Annotated in this window: 16 protein-coding genes; 12 read left to right on the top strand and 4 right to left on the bottom strand. The window is 43.7% G+C overall.

The window, feature by feature from the left end:
• Positions 1-125: 125 nt before the first annotated feature.
• The 12 genes from GGD38_RS07855 (at position 126) to GGD38_RS07800 (ending at position 16,472) form a co-directional block, all read left to right on the top strand.
• Positions 126-461: an FtsL-like putative cell division protein gene (locus GGD38_RS07855; RefSeq protein ID WP_375298560.1), complete on the top strand. Its 336-nt coding sequence runs from the start codon at positions 126-128 to the stop codon at positions 459-461.
• Positions 462-524: 63 nt separating this feature from the next.
• On the top strand, positions 525-2,654 hold the full coding sequence (locus GGD38_RS07850) for a penicillin-binding protein (protein ID WP_375298561.1): 2,130 nt from the start codon (positions 525-527) through the stop codon (positions 2,652-2,654).
• Between the two features lie 12 nt (positions 2,655-2,666).
• Positions 2,667-4,130, top strand: coding sequence for a UDP-N-acetylmuramoyl-L-alanyl-D-glutamate--2,6-diaminopimelate ligase (locus tag GGD38_RS07845; RefSeq protein WP_375298562.1), 1,464 nt, complete (start codon positions 2,667-2,669; stop codon positions 4,128-4,130).
• Between the two features lie 35 nt (positions 4,131-4,165).
• Positions 4,166-5,446 (top strand): phospho-N-acetylmuramoyl-pentapeptide-transferase, encoded by a 1,281-nt coding sequence (mraY, locus tag GGD38_RS07840; protein WP_375298563.1) that lies wholly within the window; start codon positions 4,166-4,168, stop codon positions 5,444-5,446.
• Between the two features lie 229 nt (positions 5,447-5,675).
• Positions 5,676-7,016 carry a UDP-N-acetylmuramoyl-L-alanine--D-glutamate ligase gene (gene murD / locus GGD38_RS07835; protein WP_375298564.1) on the top strand — a complete coding sequence of 447 codons (1,341 nt, stop codon included), beginning with the start codon at positions 5,676-5,678 and terminating at the stop codon, positions 7,014-7,016.
• A 58-nt stretch (positions 7,017-7,074) separates the two neighbouring features.
• Complete coding sequence (locus tag GGD38_RS07830; protein WP_375298565.1) at positions 7,075-8,511, top strand: FtsW/RodA/SpoVE family cell cycle protein; 1,437 nt, start codon at positions 7,075-7,077, stop codon at positions 8,509-8,511.
• 26 nt (positions 8,512-8,537) lie between these two features.
• Positions 8,538-9,629 (top strand): undecaprenyldiphospho-muramoylpentapeptide beta-N-acetylglucosaminyltransferase, encoded by a 1,092-nt coding sequence (gene murG, locus GGD38_RS07825; RefSeq protein ID WP_375298566.1) that lies wholly within the window; start codon positions 8,538-8,540, stop codon positions 9,627-9,629.
• A 3-nt stretch (positions 9,630-9,632) separates the two neighbouring features.
• A complete protein-coding gene (gene murC / locus GGD38_RS07820; protein WP_375298567.1) occupies positions 9,633-11,012 on the top strand; it encodes a UDP-N-acetylmuramate--L-alanine ligase in 1,380 nt (459 codons plus the stop codon).
• A gap of 9 nt (positions 11,013-11,021) precedes the next feature.
• Positions 11,022-11,789: a cell division protein FtsQ/DivIB gene (locus GGD38_RS07815; protein WP_375298568.1), complete on the top strand. Its 768-nt coding sequence runs from the start codon at positions 11,022-11,024 to the stop codon at positions 11,787-11,789.
• 112 nt (positions 11,790-11,901) lie between these two features.
• Positions 11,902-13,284 (top strand): cell division protein FtsA, encoded by a 1,383-nt coding sequence (gene ftsA / locus GGD38_RS07810; RefSeq protein WP_375298569.1) that lies wholly within the window; start codon positions 11,902-11,904, stop codon positions 13,282-13,284.
• A gap of 251 nt (positions 13,285-13,535) precedes the next feature.
• Complete coding sequence (gene ftsZ / locus GGD38_RS07805; protein ID WP_375298570.1) at positions 13,536-15,374, top strand: cell division protein FtsZ; 1,839 nt, start codon at positions 13,536-13,538, stop codon at positions 15,372-15,374.
• A gap of 171 nt (positions 15,375-15,545) precedes the next feature.
• A complete protein-coding gene (locus GGD38_RS07800; RefSeq protein WP_375298571.1) occupies positions 15,546-16,472 on the top strand; it encodes a TIGR01777 family oxidoreductase in 927 nt (308 codons plus the stop codon).
• Position 16,473: 1 nt separating this feature from the next.
• Here GGD38_RS07800 and GGD38_RS07795 read toward each other — a convergent pair whose 3' ends face one another.
• The 4 genes from GGD38_RS07795 to GGD38_RS07780 all read right to left on the bottom strand — a co-directional run bounded on the left by GGD38_RS07795 (position 16,474) and on the right by GGD38_RS07780 (position 21,373).
• Complete coding sequence (locus GGD38_RS07795) at positions 16,474-17,274, bottom strand: ABC transporter permease (RefSeq protein ID WP_375298572.1); 801 nt, start codon at positions 17,272-17,274, stop codon at positions 16,474-16,476.
• A 1-nt stretch (position 17,275) separates the two neighbouring features.
• Positions 17,276-18,172, bottom strand: coding sequence for an ABC transporter ATP-binding protein (locus GGD38_RS07790; RefSeq protein WP_375298573.1), 897 nt, complete (start codon positions 18,170-18,172; stop codon positions 17,276-17,278).
• 87 nt (positions 18,173-18,259) lie between these two features.
• Complete coding sequence (locus GGD38_RS07785; RefSeq protein ID WP_375298574.1) at positions 18,260-18,919, bottom strand: peptidase M10; 660 nt, start codon at positions 18,917-18,919, stop codon at positions 18,260-18,262.
• Positions 18,920-18,991: 72 nt separating this feature from the next.
• The gene (locus tag GGD38_RS07780; protein ID WP_375298575.1) at positions 18,992-21,373 is read right to left on the bottom strand and encodes a 3-hydroxyacyl-CoA dehydrogenase/enoyl-CoA hydratase family protein; all 2,382 of its coding nucleotides are present in this window, start codon (positions 21,371-21,373) and stop codon (positions 18,992-18,994) included.
• Positions 21,374-21,383: the final 10 nt, after the last annotated feature.

The raw sequence follows: 21,383 nt of genomic DNA, 5'->3' as shown, positions 1-21,383 counted from the left end.
GTTCTTGTTCTCATAATAAAGGGTATTAAAAATTGCAATTTCTATTTTGAATTACGCCTCGTGAATTAAGCATTTATAGCGGTTAGACGGATAGCACCTGTCTGACCGCTATTCGATTAAGAAAAATGAGTGAAGAAAAAGAAATATCACGCAGGAGAAGACAACGAAAAAGGTTGTTTGGGTACAGGTGGATTGTGAAGAACCTTCCTTTCTTCCTGTTCCTGTCGGGCCTTGCAATTGTTTATATCGCAAATGGTCACTTTGCCGATAATACGGTACGCAACATAAACAAAGTGAATCGCGAACTGAAGGAGCTGCAATACGAATACAAAACACTGAAAAGTGATGTGATGTTCCGCAGTAAACAAAGTGAACTGGCAAAATCGGTAGAACCCCTGGGATTAAAAGAACTAACAGTTCCACCGGCCATACTGGTTGATTCAACTGGAAATGAGAAATAAAAAACAGAGAAATTAAAAATGATAAAGTGAAAGGCATCTTCCTTTCACCATTGACGATAAAAAGTGGAGGTTAAAAAGGACATATTATGGCGGGTGTATCTGTGCTTTATTGGCATAGTGGTGTTCAGTTTTGCGATCATGGGCCGGGCCATATATATTCAGCAGGTGCAGGGTTCATACTGGCGCGATCAGGCAAAAGACCAACAGCAGAAGTTTGTAGAACTAGATGCACAGCGCGGTACCATATATAGCGAAGATGGCCGCATGCTCAGTACATCAACACCATATTTTGATATATATATAGATTTTGCAGCAGAAGGATTACGTCAAAAGAATGGTGCGCGGTTCGATAATAACCTTGATTCACTGTCAATTGGCCTTGCAGCAATGTTTCCTGAAAAAAGCAAAGCATCGTGGCGCCGTGAATTAAAAACAGGTTATCAAAAAAAGAACCGGTACTATTTATTAAAAAAGAACCTGACATTTCAACAATACAAACAGTTACGCAGTTTGCCATTGGTGCGTGAGGGAAAGAACAAAAGCGGTTTTATTGCTGAAGTAAAAGATAAAAGGTTGAACCCGTTTGGCCTGTTGGCAAACAGAACCATCGGACTATCACGCGAGTACATTGACAGTGGCGGTACCATGCGTAGTATGAATGTGGGGCTCGAAAAAACATATGACGATCAATTACGCGGTGAAAGTGGTAAACGCCTGATGCGAAAAATTGCAGCCGGCGTATTTGTGCCTGTAGACGGATCGGAAATTGAACCACAGAACGGAAAGGACATTGTGACAACACTGGATGTTAACATTCAGGATATAACAGAAAATGCATTGCTTAATGTATTGACAACAAATGAATGTGAGTATGGCACCTGTATTGTAATGGAAGTGGCAACCGGCAAAGTGAAAGCAATTGCCAACCTGAGCCGTAGACCAGAGGGTGGTTATTGGGAGAACTATAATTACGCCATTCAAACATCAGAACCAGGTTCAACATTTAAACTGGCTACGATGTTAGCGTTGCTCGAAGATCAATTAATAACTTTGCAGCAACACATAAACCTCGAAGGCGGAAGCTGGAACGTAAATGGCAGAACTGTATATGACACCGAAGATCATGGCACAGATGCAACCGTAAAACAGGCGTTTGAACACAGCTCGAATGTTGGAATGGCGAAGTTGACCACGACCTACTATGGTAAGAATCCGACTCGTTTTATAAATCACATTAAGAAACTGCGATTCGATCAACCAACAGGAATTGACTTGTTGGGCGAAGCAAATCCAGTGGTGAAAACACCCAAATCGAAATCATGGAGCTCAACATCGCTGCCATGGATGAGTTTCGGGTACGAAGTAATGGTAAGTCCTTTGCAAACATTGATGTTATACAATGCTGTTGCAAACAATGGTAAAATGATGAAGCCTTACCTGGTAAATGCGATTACCGAGAATGGCGTGAAGATAAAAGAGAACGAACCACAGGTACTGGAAGAATCGATCTGTAGTTCAAAAACCTTAAAACAATTACGTCAGTGTTTGGAAGGTGTTTGTACCGATGGAACGGCAATGGAATTGTTTAGAGGTGCACCTTACAGGGCAGCAGGTAAAACCGGAACGGCATTAATGGCCAACGGCAACAAAGGATATAGTGAGCATATTTACCAGTCGTCGTTCGCAGGTTATTTTCCGGCCGACCATCCGCAATACAGCTGCATAGTGGTAATTCGAAACAAACCATTTGCACCTGTGTATTACGGAGCAAAAATTGCAGGACCAGTGTTTAAAGAGATCGCTGATAAATTATATGCGCTGAACGCCGATAGAAGCAGAGGCATAAAACAACTGGCAATAACAAAAGACAGCAGTTATAACTTATATGCCGGTTCGGTTGAAGATATAAAAGAAGTGGTGGAGAAGTTGAAGATGAAGTATCGCGACTCGGCAAGGGCCGATGAATGGGGCCATTTGTATTCGCTGGATAATCGTTTTGAGTTGAACAACAGGAAGGTTTCGAACAAGGTGATGCCCGATGTAAAGGGAATGGGTTTAAGAGATGCGTTGTTCCTGTTGGAAAACAGAAAGATGAAAGTGGTGTTTCGGGGAAGAGGGAAAATAACCAACCAGAGTATAGAACCCGGTGCATACGTAAGTAACAATCAAACTGTGACTTTAGAACTGAACTAATAATTATATAGCGTGACACTGCAGGATATATTATATAAAGTAAGCATTCGCTCGGTACATGGTAACACCAGCATACCGGTGCGTGACCTGCAGTTAGATTCACGAAAGGTAAGTGCAGGATCGGTTTTTATTGCAGTAAAAGGTTCTGCGGTAGATGGTCATAAGTTCATTGACCAGGTATTACAACAGGGCGCTGCAGCAGTGATCTGTGAAACAATGCCTGCCGAACTTAAAGAAGGAGTGGTGTATGTGCAGGTTGAAAGCAGTGCCGCCGCCGCCGGTTATATGGCGCATAACTTTTACGGGCAGCCGTCAGAAAAAGTGCAGCTTATTGGCGTAACCGGCACCAACGGTAAAACCACCATCGCTACCTTATTATTCAAGCTCTTTACATCATTGGGATATAAATGCGGTTTGTTAAGCACAGTACAAAACCATATAGGAAATGAAATTGTGCCGGCTACGCATACAACGCCAGATGCCATTAGCCTGAACGCCATGTTGCAACAAATGGTGAACAGTGGCTGTACCCATGTATTCATGGAAACCAGTTCACACGCCATACACCAGCATCGCATTACCGGGTTAAAGTATGCAGGCGGTTTGTTCAGTAACATTACCCACGATCATCTGGATTATCATAAAACATTCGATGAGTACATCAGGGTAAAGAAATCTTTCTTCGATTCGTTGCCATCAGATGCATTTGCTATTTCAAATGCCGATGATAAACGTGGTCAGGTAATGCTGCAAAACACCCATGCACGCAAATACTTATACAGTTTGCGTACCATGGCCGAGTTCAAAGGCAAAATATTGGAGAACAGTTTGACCGGTTTGGTAATGACCATCAACGACCAGGAAGTACATTTTCGCCTTATTGGTGAGTTCAATGCCTACAACCTGCTGGCAGTATATGGCGCAGCGGTTTGTTTGGGAGAAGATAAACAGGAAGTGTTGCGTTGCCTGAGCGAGATCACCGGTGCCGAGGGGCGGTTTGATTATATAATATCGCCTAACCAGAAGGTAATAGGAATAGTTGATTACGCCCATACACCCGATGCATTGCTGAATGTGCTGGCTACTATAAAAAAATTGCGCGAAGGACATGAGCAGATCATTACGGTAGTTGGCTGTGGCGGCGATCGGGATAAAACCAAACGCCCGGTGATGGCCGAAGTAACCTGTGAGCATAGTGATAGAGTGGTGTTCACTTCCGATAATCCGCGCAGTGAAGATCCATTGCAAATACTGGCCGAAATGGAAACCGGTTTAAATACCGCGGCCAAAAGAAAATATGTATCGGTACCCGATCGCAAGGAAGCCATTAAATTGGCAGTAAGCATGGCAAAACCCGGTGATATTATATTGATAGCCGGTAAGGGTCATGAAAAATACCAGGAAATAAAAGGAGTAAAACATCCTTTTGACGATAAGCAGGTGATGCGTGAAATGTTTGAGCTGTATGAAAAATGAGGAACCAGAGCTCGTACACCTAAATATAAACCAACATGTTGTACCATTTAATTGAGTGGTTAAGGGAATTGGGGGTTAAGATGCCGGGGGCTGGACTGTTTCAGTTCATTACATCCCGCGTATTACTGGCAGTGATACTTTCGCTGGTAATATCTGCTGTGTTTGGGAAAAAGTTTATCAACTACCTGCGCAAAAAACAGGTAGGCGAAACCGTACGCGACCTTGGCTTGGCCGGCGAACAGCAAAAGAAAGGGACACCAACCATGGGTGGTTTCATCATCATCACGGCTATTCTGGTGCCAACCTTATTGCTGGCCGACCTTCAAAAAGCGTACATCAGGCTCATGCTATTTGCAACCGTATGGTTGGGGCTCATAGGTTTTATAGATGATTACCTGAAGCTGCGCGCTAAAAAACTGGCCCAGCAACAAGGTATCGCTTATAAAAAGGGTGATAAAGATGGCCTGGCCGGCTGGTTTAAAATACTAGGACAGGTTGTATTAGGTTTTGTAGTTGCTGCTACCATATTGTTTAATAATAATACAAAGGCGTGGCGCGAATTTACCGGTTCAACACCACCAGCTGAAACGGCTAATTACAGGGAAATTAATTTTGATGGCAAGGTGAAGAAGTTTGTTATTGCCGATGAGCCCATCACAACTATTCCCTTTGTAAAGTCGCACGAGTTTAACTACTCGAAGTTATTACCGGCAGGTTTACGTGGGCTTACGTGGATACTGTATGCGGTTATTGTGATCATTATAGTAACTGCTGTATCAAATGGTGCAAATATCACCGATGGTATTGATGGGTTGGCAACGGGAACGAGTGCGATCATAGGAACATGTTTGGGCATTTTTGCCTATGCCAGTGGTAACCTGCGGTTTGCCGAATACCTGAACATCATGTACATTCCCAACCTGGGCGAGTTGAGTATATTCATTGGCGCCCTCATTGGGGCTTGCGTAGGATTTCTATGGTACAATTCATATCCGGCGCAGGTGTTTATGGGCGATACCGGTAGTTTAACACTGGGTGGTATTATTGCGGCGCTGGCCATCATTGTAAGAAAAGAATTATTGATACCTATATTCTGCGGCGTATTTCTGGTTGAAAACCTGAGTGTGATCTTACAGGTATCATATTTCAAATACACGAAACGAAAATATGGTGAAGGGCGAAGAATATTCCTCATGAGCCCGCTACACCACCACTATCAGAAACTGGGGTATCATGAATCGAAGATCGTAACGAGGTTCTGGATCGTAACCATTTTGTGTATAGTGTTTGCGATAGTAACATTGAAAATAAGATAACAAAATAAAGAGCGTGATCGGTTAGCCGGTACCTTAAAAAACATAGAAAGCGGATTACTGAAAAACCACCACTCTGAATTTCCACTTAAGGAAAACCATCATAGTAGGTAGGTAGAGTGTGGTAGGACAGTAAGAATTCAAACTAGCGAAGAACCCCCTAATCCGGATTTATACGTGATTAATAAAAAAGCTCAGGCGGTGAGTCTGATGTAATGGAGTTAGTAATTACATGAGTAAGCGATTGGTAATACTTGGAGCCGGCGAAAGCGGCGTGGGCACTGCCATCCTTGGCAGGCAAAAGGGGTATGATGTATTTGTGTCGGACGGCGGGGCGGTTAAAGAGAAATATAAAGAAGAGCTGAATAAATATGGAATTGAGTGGGAAGCAAATCAGCATACCGAAGAAAAGATACTGAACGCGGATGAAGTGATGAAAAGTCCGGGTATTCCGGAGAAGAACGAACTGGTGAAAAAGATCAGGAAGAAAGGAATACCGGTTATAAGTGAAATAGAATTTGCATACCGCTACAAAGGCAACAGTAAGATCATTGGCATCACGGGCAGTAACGGAAAAACGACAACAACGTCGTTGATGTATCACATTTGTAAAACTGCGGGGTTAGATTGTGCGCTTGTTGGCAATATTGGTTATTCATTTGCCAAACAAATAGCAGAGGACCCAAAAGAGTTGTATGTGGCAGAGATCAGCAGTTTTCAGTTGGATGACATTGTAACGTTCAGGCCAGATGTGGCGATACTCACTAATATCTCGGAAGACCATTTAGACAGATATGATTACCGGTTCGAAAACTATATACACAGTAAGTTCAGAATAGCAGAGAACCAAACAGCACAGGACTATTTTATTTATTGTGCCGATGATCCGGTGACCATGCAGTATTTAGAGAAATATACCATCAAATCTAACCCATTACCATTCAGTATGAGCAAAGAAATACCCCAGGGCGGTTTTATCAGGAACGGACAGATGACTGTTACAGTTGATGATGAGAAGATGCAGATGAATGTGAGTGATTTTACTTTAAAAGGAAAACACAACCAGAATAACACAATGGCAGCAAGCTTAGGGGGCGTTACGATGGGCATCCGTAAGGAGAAGATCCGCGTAGCCGTTCAAACGTTTGAATCGCTGGCCCATAGAATGGAACCCGTGTCTACTGTACGTGGTGTTGAGTTCATCAACGACAGCAAGGCTACCAATGTGAACAGCACCTGGTATGCCCTGGAAAGCATGGAACGGCCTACTATTCTAATACTGGGTGGGGTTGATAAAGGAAACGACTATTCTATCCTGTTGGACCTCGTTCGTGAAAAAGTAAAAGCGATCGTGTGTTTAGGCACCGACAATGGTAAAATACATGAAGCATTTCAAAATGATGTAAAGCTGATGGTAAACACAGCAACTGCTGAAGAAGCCGTAAAAGCTGCATTTCATTTAGCTGCACCGGGCGATACGGTTTTGTTAAGTCCGGCATGCGCCAGCTTCGACCTGTTCAAGAACTATGAAGATCGTGGCGATCAGTTCAAACAGGCTGTGCGTGAGCTGTAGTTGATATCAAGAAAGAGTGGGTTAGTAAGTACTGGGAAAAATATTTCTATATAGATAAATGACAGGCGCAAACGACATACCGTTGAAACAAACAAGTGCAAGCGGCCTGCTGAGCAAGACCCGTGGCGACAAGGTCATTTGGGCTATTGTGGTTGTATTGGCATTGGTATCAATGCTGGCCGTATATAGTTCAACCGGGTTGCTTGCATACAAGTATAATCGCGGTAATACCGAGGTATACCTGTTTAAGCAGGTAGTGTTCACTGCATTGGGGTTAGGGATCATTTATTTTGCACACCGGGTGAATTACACCCTGTGGTCGAGGGTAGCGCGTATCTTATTCATAATATCGATACCCTTATTAATATACACACTGGCCTTTGGTGTTGAATTGAACCAGGGTAGCCGTTGGATACGGTTACCTATCATCAATTTAACATTCCAAACATCTGACCTTGCCAAGCTGGCGCTGTTCATGTTCCTGAGCCGCCTGCTAAGTAAGAAACAGGATGTGATAAAGGATTTTAAAAAGGGATATCTCCCCGTGATCATGCCCGTTGGTATGATATGCGTGTTGATTGCACCGGCCAACCTGTCTACCGCATTGCTGGTAGGAGCTACCAGCATGATGTTATTATTTATAGGCAGGGCAAACACCAAACACCTGTTGATGACGATTGGCCTGGCTGCTATACCTGTAGCGATACTGGTTATGCTGGCTGTGGCATTTTATGATAAAAAAGAAGAGAAATGCAGGGAACTGCCTTTCTTTTTGCAGGTTAAACGTATACCTACCTGGATAAGCCGTGTACAGAACTTTATTTATGATAGCAAACAGGTAGATAAAGATGAGAACTATCAAATAAACCAGTCGAAGATCGCTATTGCAAAAGGCGGTTTGCTGGGGTTGGGGCCTGGTAATAGTGAAACGCGAAACTTTTTACCACACCCATATTCAGATTTCATTTTTGCGATCATTATAGAGGAGTATGGACTGGCGGGAGGCGGTTTTATCTTATTTGTTTACCTGCTATTCCTTTTAAGGAGTATCAGAATATTTAAAAAATGCCCTTATGCTTTTGGGGCATTTCTGGCGTTGGGGTTAAGCTTCACGCTGGTAATACAGGCGCTCATAAATATGGCGGTAACCGTTAACCTGTTCCCGGTAACAGGGGTAACCTTACCACTGGTAAGTATGGGCGGTAGTTCATTCCTGTTCACCTGTTTGGCTATTGGTATTATTTTAAGTGTGGCCCGTAACGTAGAACAACTGGAAACACCGGTAGTGCCAAAAGAACCAAAAGAGAAAAAAGCAGTAGAAGCTGACGAAGAGGAGGAAGAGGAAGAAGAAGGGGAGGAAAAAAAACCGGTAAAAGCAAAAAAGCCAAGAGCAAAGAAAACGGAAGCGGCTAAAGTAGAAGATAAAGAAGAAAAGGTGAAGGCATTGAAACCGCTCACCGAAATAGCAATGAAAGACTTTGAACAAGGTAAGTGAGCCCTGATAAATTAAAAATCATATCCGTGAATAAAAAGATAATTATAGCAGGGGGTGGAACGGGCGGACATATTTTTCCGGCAGTAGCCATTGCACATGCATTACGCAAGTTGCAACCTACAGTAGAGATACTGTTTGTAGGCGCCAAAGGAAAAATGGAAATGGAAAAAGTGCCCCAGGCCGGGTATAATATAAAAGGACTTGATATAGCTGGTTTCAACAGAAGCTCTTTGATAAAGAATATCGGACTGCCATTTAAACTGGTAAAAAGCTTTTGGCAGGTACGAAGCATTCTTAAAACATTTCAACCAGATGCGGTGATTGGTGTTGGAGGCTATTCAACCTTTCCGGTTTTGCGTTCAGCACAGGCAAAGGGAATACCCACTTTTATACATGAAGCCAATTCATTTGCCGGTAAAGCCAATATGATGCTGGGCAAAAATGCCAGTAAGATCTTTGTGGCAACCGATGGCATGGAGAAGTTCTTCCCGGCCGATAAACTTATGATCACGGGTAATCCTGTACGGCAGAATATAGTAAACAATACCATTAGCCGCAGTGAAGGCATTCAGTTCTTTGGGTTAGATGCAACAAAGAAAACGGTTTTTGTAACCGGTGGTAGTTTGGGCGCCAAAGGAATAAATGAAGCAGTAGATGCCGGTATTGGGGAGTTCAAAAAGAATGATGTGCAGTTGATTTGGCAAACCGGTAAACTGTATGCCGAAAGAGCAAGTGCGCTGGCAACGGAGAACCGGAATATTTGGGCCAATAGTTTTATTACCCAAATGGAATATGCCTATGCTGCCGCAGATGTAGTGATATCAAGGGCAGGCGCCATGTCGGTAGCGGAATTATGCGTGGCAAAAAAGCCGGTAGTTTTTGTGCCTTTTCCGTTTGCAGCCGAAGATCACCAAACTGCCAATGCGCAGAACTTAGTGGATAAGCAGGCTGGTTTAATGATAAAGGATAGTGAAGCAAAGGCAAAGCTGGTTCCCGCTGTAATTGAACTGGCTAAAGATGCGCTTACGCAACAGTTATTGAAAGATAATATAGCTAAGCTGGCTGTTACAAATGCAGATGAGGTTGTAGCTACAGAAATACTTAAGTTGATACGTTGATAAATGATCGATATAAAAGATATACAAAAGGTTTATTTCATTGGTATTGGTGGTATAGGAATGAGTGCGCTTGCCCGCTACTTTAAATTTCATGGGAAAGAAGTAAGCGGTTACGATAAAACCGAAACCCCGCTTACCAAACAGCTGGTAAGCGAAGGTATACCGGTACACTATGACGATAACCTGGAGCTGGCGCCTAAAGATGCACAACTAATAGTGTATACGCCGGCAGTGCCAAAGGCACATACCGAGTTGGTATACTACCAGCAAAACAACTATCCGTTGATGAAACGAAGTGAAGTGCTGGGGGCTATTACAAGAAGTTCTTTTAATATCTGCGTGGCCGGAACTCATGGAAAAACCACCATCACCACTATGGTAGCGCATATTCTGCGTCATAGTGAATATGGATGTAACGCCTTCCTGGGTGGCATTGCCGTAAATTATAACAGTAATTACTGGAGCCATAAACGCGATACCTGTGTAGTGGAAGCCGATGAATACGATCGCAGCTTTTTACGGTTAACGCCCGATGTGGCAGTGATCAGTGCCATGGACCCCGATCATTTAGACATTTACGGAACACCGGCTGCCATGGAAGAAGCGTTCATTGAGTTTGCCGGTAAAATAAAACCAGGTGGTCTATTGATCAGCAAATATGGTTTGCCAAGAGGAAAAGAGCTGAAGGCGTCAAACCATTATACGTATCATTTGCAAAATACACAGGCTGATATATATGCCTGTAATATTCAAATGCAGCATGGTACTTATGTATTTGATGTGCAGGTGAAAGAGTGGACGCTTCCCCATGTGGTATTGAATATGGGCGGGTTACATAACATAGAAAACGTAATAGCTGCCATAGCTATTGCCCACCGCCTGGGTATTGACGCTGAAAAAATTAAAGCGGCAGTAGAAGCATTCAGGGGAGTAAGACGCCGCTTCGAATATGTGATCAAAGAAAGAGAGTTGACGTTTGTAGATGATTATGCGCATCACCCCGAAGAGTTGCGGGCATTGATAACCGGTGCAAAGGGACTGTTTGGTAACATGAAGTGCACGGTGATCTTTCAGCCACACCTGTTCACCAGAACAAGAGACCTGGCAACGGAGTTTGCGGAGGTGTTGGACATGGCCGATGAAGTGGTGTTGCTACCAATTTACCCGGCCCGCGAATTACCAATTGAAGGCGTAACCAGTTACACCATACTCGACAAAATGAAGAACCCGAACAAGCAGGTGTTGAGTAAAGAGCAGTTGTTGCAGTGGGTAAAGGAACAAAAGGATGCATCAACAAAAAGCAGTAATGGCTGGTTACTGATCACAGCCGGCGCCGGCGATATAGATACGCAGGTGCAACCAATTAAAGAGATCATTGAGTAGAAATATAGAATGAAAAAGAAACGCGCTGTCAGGAAATTGTTGTTAGTGGGGTTCTGGTTGTGTATAGCAGCCGGCACTATGGTGCTGCTGGTAGCCGCCATGAACTCACAAAGCAGTAAAACCTGTAAGGGCTATAATATTCGCATAAAGGGAAAAGTTGATCAGTGGTTCCTTGATAAAAAGGATATCGCCAATTTGCTTACCACACAAGGCGGTTTACAGGGCCGGGCCATAAAAAGCTTCGACCTGCGTAAAATGGAGAACCAACTGAAGAGTAATGTGTGGGTGAAAGATGCAGAGCTGTATTTCGATAACAGCCGTGTATTACAGGTGCGGGTTGAAGAGCGGATGCCGTTGGTACGGTTATTTACGGTAAACGGCAATAGCTTTTATATTGATAGCAGTGGTGAAAAGCTGCCGTTATCAGATAAGTTCTCGGCCCGTTTGCCAGTATTTACCAGCTTTCCATCAGAAAAGGATAAACTAAGCAGTGCAGATAGTGTGTTGATGCGGGATATAATAAAGATCGGAGAATTTGTAACGCATGATGATTTTTGGATGGCACAGGTTTCGCAAGTAGATATCCAGCCCGATAGATCTTTTGAAATTATACCCGTTGTAGGCAACCATATAATAGAGTTTGGCGATGGTACCGATTACGAAAAGAAATTTAAACGGTTGCTGTTGTTTTATCAGCAGGTGTTGAGTAAGACCGGAATGGATGTATATCAAAGGCTGAATGTACGATACGCACGACAGGTGATAGGTGTGAAGTGAAGAGGGACAATTATAGGATAGCAAATAAGAGACTGAATAATATATAGCAACAAGTGAATTGGAGGGAAGATGTCGGAGGTCCCCCTATACAACAACTAAAAACAGGATAAGTATGCAACACGAACAACAACCCATTATTGTCGGACTGGATATCGGTACGACAAAAATTGCCGCGATTGCCGGCCGAAAGAACGAATTCGGCAAGCTGGAGATCATTGGCTTTGGCAGGGCTAACTCCAACGGTGTTAAGCATGGGCAGGTGCTTAATATCGATGAAACCATCAAGGCCATTAACATGGCGCTTGAGAACTGCTTCGCATCAAATCCGGGTTTGGAGATCAATGAAGTATATGTAGGTATTGCAGGTCATCATATAAAAAGCCTGCAAACCCGTGGTGACATTGTTCGTCAACAAACCGATGATGAGATCTCTCAACGTGAAATAGATCAGTTGATCTCAGATCAGTATAAAACGTATATTCCTGCAGGCGATCAGATCATCGATGTGATACCGCAGGAGTTTACAGTTGATAATTTTCAAAATATTCCCAACCCAATTGGCTATGGTGGCGTGAAAATTGGAGCTAATTTCCACATCATCACCGGCGACAAAAACGCCATCCGCAATATTACCCGTGCAGTTGAGAAAAGCGGTTTAAAAACAAAGGACCTGGTATTACAACCACTGGCCTCTGCTTCAGCCGTAATGGGAACCGAAGATCTGGAAGCAGGCGTAGCCATTGTTGATATTGGTGGTGGTACTACCGACCTGGCAGTGTTTTATGAGGGTATCTTAAAACACACTGCTGTTATTCCTTTCGGTGGCGAGAACATTACCAACGATATTAAAACCGGTTTGGGTGTTTTAAAAACACAAGCCGAGCAAATGAAAGTGCAATTTGGTAGCGCATTGGCAAATGAAGCCCGCAGCAATGCCTTCATTACTATTCCCGGTTTGCGTGGTATGCCGGCCAAAGAGATCAGTGTAAAGAACCTGGCCAACATCATACAGGCACGTATGAGTGAGATCATGGACTTTGTTACCTATCATTTAAAGCAGGTTGGTTTAGACAGCCGTATGCTCAATGGTGGTATCGTGCTCACTGGTGGTGGTTCACAATTAAAACACCTCATTCAGTTAACAGAATATGTAACCGGACTGAACGCCCGCATTGGTTTCCCAACCGAGCACCTGGCAGCAGGACATATTGAAGAGCTGGCCCGCCCAACTTATTCAACCTGTATTGGTCTTATTTTAAAAGGTTACAGCGATTATGAAAATCAACGCAAACAGTTCGAAAATCAGTTCAGAAAGATCAAGGTGCCCGACAACCTGCGTACCAAAGCTGTAGAGGTTGAAGAGGATGTAATGGACGATGATGACGATATGCAATCAGAAAAAGTAAGGAACCGCAAGGGCATTAAAGATTTCTGGGGCAAATTCAAAGACGGTATCATTGAGCTGTTCAAGGAAGAAGAAGACCATGCATTGTAAAGTATAGTTATAATTATTAAAAAATATATAACAAGTAACAGACCCGCCTGTGTAAGGCAGGGAATTTGATAAAGGACCGCATTACATTCAACCTATTGAAAAAGAAAATCCGGGGAATATGGAAAATACCAGCATAGCAATGGAGCTGTTGTGTTCCGTTACATGCAAAAATGTTATACTAACCCGTTATTTCTTAATCTGGTCTCAGCAGCGAGTGAGGGTAGGCTGGTGGGGCTGTTAAACAGTAAGCTATGATTCATTTTGATTTACCGAAGGAGAAATCATCTATCATCAAAGTGATTGGTGTAGGTGGTGGCGGTAGCAATGCGGTTAACCACATGTATAGCCAGCAAATTGAGGGCGTAAACTTTATTATTTGTAACACCGATGCCCAGGCTATATCACAAAGCCAGGTACCGAATAAAGTGCAGTTGGGGCCCCATTTAACACAGGGGTTGGGAGCAGGCGCAAATCCTGAAATTGGTAAACAGGCTACCGAAGAAAGTCTTGAAGAAATTAAACGCATTTTGGAAGTGAATACCAAAATGGCGTTCATTACTGCTGGTATGGGTGGTGGGACCGGTACCGGTGGCGCCCCTATCATAGCCCAAATATGTAAAGAGCTTGACATACTTACTGTTGGTATTGTAACCACTCCATTTTCATACGAGGGAAAGAAACGTCAGTTGCAGGCTGAACTTGGGATAAAAGAATTAAAGGAATCTGTTGATACATTGCTGGTGATCAGTAATGATAAACTGCGTCACCAGTTTGGTAACCTGAAAATGAAAGAAGCTTTCTCCAAAGCGGATAACGTATTGGCGACAGCAGCAAAATGTATTACAGATGTAATTAATAGCACTGGTCAGATCAACGTTGACTTTGCCGATGTATGCACCGTAATGCGTAACGGTGGTGTGGCTATTTTAGGTAGCGCGGCTTGTAGCGGTGAAGATCGTGCAATACGTACTATTGAAGATGCATTGAACTCACCATTGCTGAATGATAATGATATTCGCGGCGCTAAATGGATATTGATAAATATCAACTCAGCCGAAGGTGAACACGAGTTTACCATGGATGAAGTGGAGATCATTCAAAACTATTTATTAGACCAGGCCGGCGAAGGTACCGATGTAATTCTCGGTATGGGCTACGATGATTCGCTGGACGATAAAATCGGCATTACCCTTATTGCCACTGGTTTTGAGCATAAAGACCCTTTTAAGAAACCGGCCGCAGCACCAAAATCCGACCCCAAGAAAGACGATAAGATCCTCCTTACTTTGGGAAATGAAAAGCCAAAGCAGCAGCCGGCAGTGGAGAAGAAGGAGGAAAAAGGAGAGCAGGCTATAAAACCAGAACTGGCACCTAAGTTAATTGAAACCGATAATACGGGCGGCCCCGTAGCTTTGGAGCTTTTTACGAATGAAGATGAGGGTAGAAATACTGTGGATAAAAACACTACCCCGGAAAAAATTGAATGGGTACTTTCGCAACCATCCGAACCCATCCAAAATTCCGCATCAAAGCAACAACAGCAACAAAAGAATCAAAATAATTCTTCGATGTCTGCAGCATCCGGAGGATACTTGGCCAAGCCTTCCAATATTTATGCAGAACCCAAAAAAGATGAATCCAAACCAGAACATTCGCCTATGAAGGAACCTGTTCGTAATACCAATGCAAACCCGCTCCAGGAAGATGATCCTTCCAATGAGCTGCATCTGGTATTCAAAGATGATATTCCAGCGGCGGATGAGCCTGGGGCCTATCATACTCAACCCCCTGTTAGTAACGGCAACATTTCTGTTGAGGACCTGGCAATGCTAGACGAAGCAGAAGAACAAAAACGCCGTGCAGCTGAACGAATTCAGAAATTGCGCAACCTTTCGTTCAATATTAACGGAGCTGACCCTAACAACGAGTTTGAAACTGTGCCGGCATACATCCGCCGCAATTTGGAACTGTACAATACTATTTCAAGCGTTGAAAACTTCTACAGTAAGTATGAAGTGAAAACCGACGAAAATAATAACACCCAGATTTCCACGCTAAACACGTTTTTAGATGGAAAGAAACCTGATTAATATCTGTTGTATCCTGTCCCGCCCATAGTGCTATCTGTTTGTATTGAGAGTAAAGGTTCATTGAACAGAGACACCCGGGTTTAAATCGATTGTTTTAACACAGCGATTGTTGTTTTTAGTTGTAGTCCCCCCGACTAATCGGGGGGATTTTTTTATTCCTAACTTTGTACCATGGCAACCATACTTATCACCGGCGGAACAGGCACCATTGGTAAAGCATTAAGCAAATTGCTGGTAAGCAAACAACACCAGGTAATTATTCTTTCCCGTAGTCCCCGTACAGGCGCTGGTGATATTTCTTATGCCGCCTGGGACCCCGCCAACAAGACCATTGATATTGATGCGTTGCAAAAAGCCGATTATATTTTTAACCTGGCCGGCGCGGGTGTGGCCGATAAACGCTGGTCGAAAAAACGCAAACAGGAAATTGTAGACAGCCGCGTAGATAGTGGTGAGCTGCTGGTTAAAGCCTTGCAGGAAAATACCAATAAAGTAAAAGCTGTGATCAGTATGTCGGGTATTGGCCGGTATGGTGAAGATAAAACACGAAAGGCTTCGGCTACCTATTTTAAAGAGGGCGACCCGGCCGCTGAAGACTTTTTAGGTGATACCTGTGTTAAGTGGGAGAACGCCATAAAACCCGTAACTGCACTGGGTAAACGCCTGGTGATATTCAGATGCGGTATTGTATTAAGTAACGATGGCGGCGCCTTTACTGAATTTAAAAAACCTGTACGTGCAGGCATTGCACCTATTTTTGGCAGTGGCGACCAGGTTTGCAGTTGGATCCACATCGACGACCTGTGCCGTATGTTCCTGTACGCTATTGACAATGAAAAAATACAGGGCGAATACAATACGGTTGCTCCTCAACCCGTAACCAATAAAAACCTGATGCTTACGCTGGCCAAAAAAATAAAGGGCAGCTTTTATATTCCTATCTATGTACCATCATTCGCATTGAAATTGATCTTAGGCGAACTAAGTATTGAGATCTTAAAAAGTGCCAAGGTTAGTTGCGAAAAGATCATCAACAGCGGTTTTCAGTTCTTATATCCCTCGCTTGAAGTTGCACTTGATGATCTGGTAAAAAAATAGTTTACAGATCGTCTGTTTTGAATTTTCTTACCACAAAGAACAAATAGGCCGCCAGGTATACCAGCGCTGCTATAAATAGTGCTGTATAATTAGGTTGGTTTATTTTTAATACACTCATAAGCTGCTGCATTCTTGGGAACGGCACCAACATGTCGGTCGATTCCAATGGCATATAGCGGCCGATGTAATTGGCGTTTTTATTTAAGAAGATCACAATAATCTGCTCCAGTATCAACGCATAGGAGAAGAAAACACCTATGGCCAGGCCACCCCGTTTCAATAACACAGCAATAAGTACGGCTACCATTATATAACTCATGGCCTGCAACAGGTAATAACCAATGTAAGAAAACTCATCGAAGCTGAATGAACTGGTGCCATCCATAAGGCCAAATATTGTTGCTGCCATAAAAACCAGTGTTGTTGATAATAACGACAATAGCGCCGCTAACATGATCTTGGCCGTAATAAACTGCTGGCGTGTTAACCCATCGATGATATTCTGCCGGTGTGTTTTAAAACTGTATTCGTTGGTAATAAGAATGATCATAATAAGGCCGGGAATAAACAACAAAAAGCTGCTGATATTAGCGGTTGTTTGCCATACGGTAGGAAATGAAAACGGGGTGCCTAAAACCATTTGCGCCAACCCTTTGGCCTGTTTCGACTGGAACATGTTTTCCTGGAAACGGTAACCAATATAATTGGCACCAAAGATGGTGGCTATATAAAGCATTAACAGTATCCAGAAAGCACGATAGTTCTTCAGCTTCATCCATTCAATTGCTAATAGCTGGCCCATACTAGTTATTGTTTTGTGTAAGTTCAAAGAATTTGGTTTCAAGGCTTTTCTTACGAAGCCGCAGGTGGCGCAGTGTTATGCCTTTATCAAAGCAATAGCGGTTCAATGCTTCGAGCGATACAGTGCCCGGCGTAAAGGTTACTTCAACATACTGTTCTTTTACCTGTGCATGTTTGGCGCCGGGATATTGTTGCAGCATGGCCTGCAGTTGTTGCAGATCGGTAGCGGAAGTTTCAACTATATCATCGGTGATCAGTATTTCATCAACATGCCCATGGGTAATAAGTGTGCCTTTTTGCAATATGGCCACATGGGTACAAACCTTCTCCACTTCATCGAGCAGGTGGCTGGCCATAATGATGGTTTTACCTGCTTTACTTAGCTTTTTTATCAGGTCGCGGGTTTCAACAATGCCTACAGGGTCGAGGCCATTGGTAGGTTCGTCAAATATCAGCACATCAGGATCACCCAACAGGGCACTGGCAATGGCCAGTCTTTGTTTCATACCCAATGAATAGGTGCTGAATTTTGAGAACTTGCGTTGTTCGAGGTTAACCAGTTGCAGTACTTTATCAATATCGGCACGTCCCCGTTGTTTTATGGCTGCGGCAATACGCAGGTTCTGCACCGCATTCAGGTAATGATAAAAGTTAGGAGTTTCGAGCAAGGTGCCTATCTGCTGCCGGTGTTTGTGGCTGGGTTCTTCGTCAAATAGTTTGAAGGTGCCGGAAGTGGCACGCAACACATCGAGTATAATACCCAGCAGGGTCGTTTTGCCACTGCCGTTAGGGCCTAAAATGCCAAATACCGAACCTTTGGGCACCGAGAACGATACGCCTTTTAAAGCCTGTATGGGACCGTAGTTTTTATGCAGATCCTGAACGGTAAGAATAGCCATGATTACCTGTTTTGCTGATGGTTATTGGTCGTTGTGGCCAGCTAAATATTACCAGGGCAGGACGGAAATATCAAATGTAATTTTTTATCAGGTAACCGGCGGGCGGTGCTTTTCGTGATACAGGCTCGAAAAATCGCCCAGCATGGCCTTACCGGTATCAAAATGCAGCTTGTGCAGCTTAAGGTTTTCAATATCAGAAACAAGCACTTTGCGGTAAACGGGGTTCAGGGTGCCGCCATGGCCCGGCCCGGGTGCTGCATTGGGATCGTATTGAAATTCAGGATCAACAATAGTGCCGCGCGGGTACATTATGCCCGGCGCCGACTTGCCTCTGATATCAAGATTGGAAGGATGGTCGAGACCCAGGGTATGGCCATACTCATGGGCCGCTGTGGTAGAAGATCTGAGGTTATCCAGTTTAAAAAAACCGGTATTACAGCCTATGCCATCTACAAAGGAAATATCAATAGCCGAGTATTCTTCAATTCGAAAGAAATTAAAGCGCGGGTTATCGTTATACCAAACTTTTTCGGGATCGAGATTGGGTTCGTATACCCATTCTATTTCAAAGCGTACTTCATATAAGTTACCGCTGATGTTTACTTTAGCTTCTGGCTCATTCCAGTGTTTGCTAATGTCGTTGGCTATTTGATTCGAGAGGTCACTGGTGGCAGCATCACCATAAAAGAATAATACAGAATGTATGACAAGTTGATTGGTACTGGTAAGTAATTCTGCCTCTCCCATACCCTAAATTAATAAAAAAAGGCACTCCTGTGACGTGGAGTGCCCGTGATTTTCTCATGTGACGCCTGATTATCAATTGCGGACTGGCTTTCCGCCTTTCAAAACGCTTTGGATCCTTTCAAGGGTCTTCTTTTCACCACACAGAGATAAAAAGGCTTCCCGCTCCAGGTCCAGTAAATATTGTTCTGATACCAGCGTAGGTTCGCTCAGGTCGCCGCCGCACATTACGTAGGCCAGCTTTCTGCCCACCAATGCATCGTGCTCGGTGGCGTATTGCGCACGTACCATGCCATTGATGCCGGCATATAAAGCGCCCAGCGCTGAACGGCCTAATACTTTGACGTCGTTTCGTTGTACAGGAGTAACGTAGCCACTATCGAATAGCTCTATCACACTTTTCTTTGCTTCGGCAATACGGCGGCCCTGGTTCAATACCACTTCGTCTTTACCCTTACGTAAAATGCCCAGGTCAAAACCTTCGTGGGCCGAAGTAGCAACCTTTGCCGTGGCTATAGTAAGAAATCGATTCTTAAGTGTAATGGTTTCCGGTTCGTCTTCATGCATTTCATCAGCTGCACGTAATACAAACTCTTTGGTACCACCACCGCCGGGAATAAGGCCAACGCCCAATTCAACCAAACCTATATAGGTTTCTGCGGCAGCACAAACTTTATCTGAATGAAGGCTTAACTCACAAGCTCCGCCTAATGTAAGGGCGTGTGGGGCAACTACTACAGGAACGGCAGAATAACGTGCGCGCATCATGGTGTTCTGAAACATTCGAATAGCCATGTCGAGCTCATCATATTCCTGCTCAATTGCAAGCATAAAAATCATGCCCACATTGGCACCAGCGCTGAAATTGGCGCTATCATTTGCTATTACTACACCTTTATACTTATCCTCCGCTTTTGCAATAGCTGTTTGTATACCTTCAATTACTTCACCACCAATGCTGCCCATTTTCGTGTTCCACTCAAGTCCTAACACATCGTCGCCCAAATGATAAAGGCGGCAGCCACTGTTCTTCCAAACGGTTTGGTTCTCAAAATTCTTCATCACAATAAATGCATCGCCGCCGGGCAATGACTTATATGATCTTGAATTTACATCATAATATAACCGTTTGCCATTCTCAACTTTATAGAAGCTTTTTATTCCGGCTTCCAGCATATCATTTACCCACGGGGCAACAGAATAACCGGCTGCTTTCATTTTTTGTACAGTGCTTTCCACACCTAATACGTCCCAGCTTTCAAATGCACCTATCTCCCAGCCAAAGCCAGCCATCATAGCATCGTCTACGCGATATATTTCATCAGAGATCTCAGGAATGCGGTGAGAGATATACGAAAACAGTCCGTAATGAAAATGACGGTAGAATTCGCCCGCTTTATCGGTTCCGGCGCACAAGGCCTTCAATCTTGTTTTAAGATCGTCAATAGGCTTGGCCGCTTCCACCGTAGCAAATTTTGCTTTTGTGCGGGGTTTATATTCAAAGGATGTAAAGTCGAGCGAGTAAATCTCTTTCTCTCCTTTTTCACCTTTCTTCTTTACAAAAAAGCCCTGACCGGTTTTATCGCCCAACTGATTGTTGGCTACCATTTTTTCGAGCCAGGCTGGTATAACAAATGTATCGCGGCGCTCGTCGTTTGGGCAATTATCATATACGCCTTTAGCCACTTTCACCAGGGTATCTATACCCACTACATCGGCTGTTCTAAAGGTGGCCGATTTGGGGCGGCCAATGATGGGGCCTGTCAATGCATCTACTTCATCAACGGTGAGGCCCATTTTATCAACCAGGCCAAAGATGGCCATAATACCATACACACCTATGCGGTTGGCTATAAATGCCGGGGTGTCTTTACACAATACGGTGGTTTTACCTAAGTACAGGTCGCCATATTGCATTAAGAAATCAACCACGGCCGCATCTGTATGAGGCGTTGGAATTATTTCAAGTAATCGTAAGTAGCGGGGTGGATTGAAAAAGTGTGTTCCGCAGAAGTGCTTTTTAAAATCATCACTTCTGCCTTCGGCCATCAGGTGAATAGGAATACCCGATGTATTTGAAGTAATAAGCGTACCGGGTTTACGATACTTTTCTACTTCGGTAAAGATCTGTTGTTTAATATCAAGGCGTTCAACAACAACCTCAATGATCCAATCGTAACCTGCAATATCTTTCAGGTTATCGGTGAAGTTGCCGGTGGTGATCCTTTTCACCACATCTTTCGTATAAACAGGGGAAGGATTGCTTTTTATAGCGGCCTGGAGGGCATCATTTACCAGTTTATTGCGGGCAGCTTTGTTATCACTCTCCATAGCTTCCTTAGGAACCATGTCTAATAACAACACCTGAACCCCAATACCTGCAAAATGGCATGCAATACGGGAACCCATAACTCCACTACCCAGAACTGCTACTTTTTTAATGATTCGTTTACTCATAAAAAAATAG

The sequence above is a fragment of the Niastella sp. OAS944 genome (assembly GCA_024809215.1).
Taxonomy (GTDB): Bacteria; Bacteroidota; Bacteroidia; order Chitinophagales; family Chitinophagaceae; genus Niastella.
The sequence above is the reverse complement of the archived record's forward strand: the minus strand, read 5'-3'. Positions and strand labels throughout refer to the sequence as shown.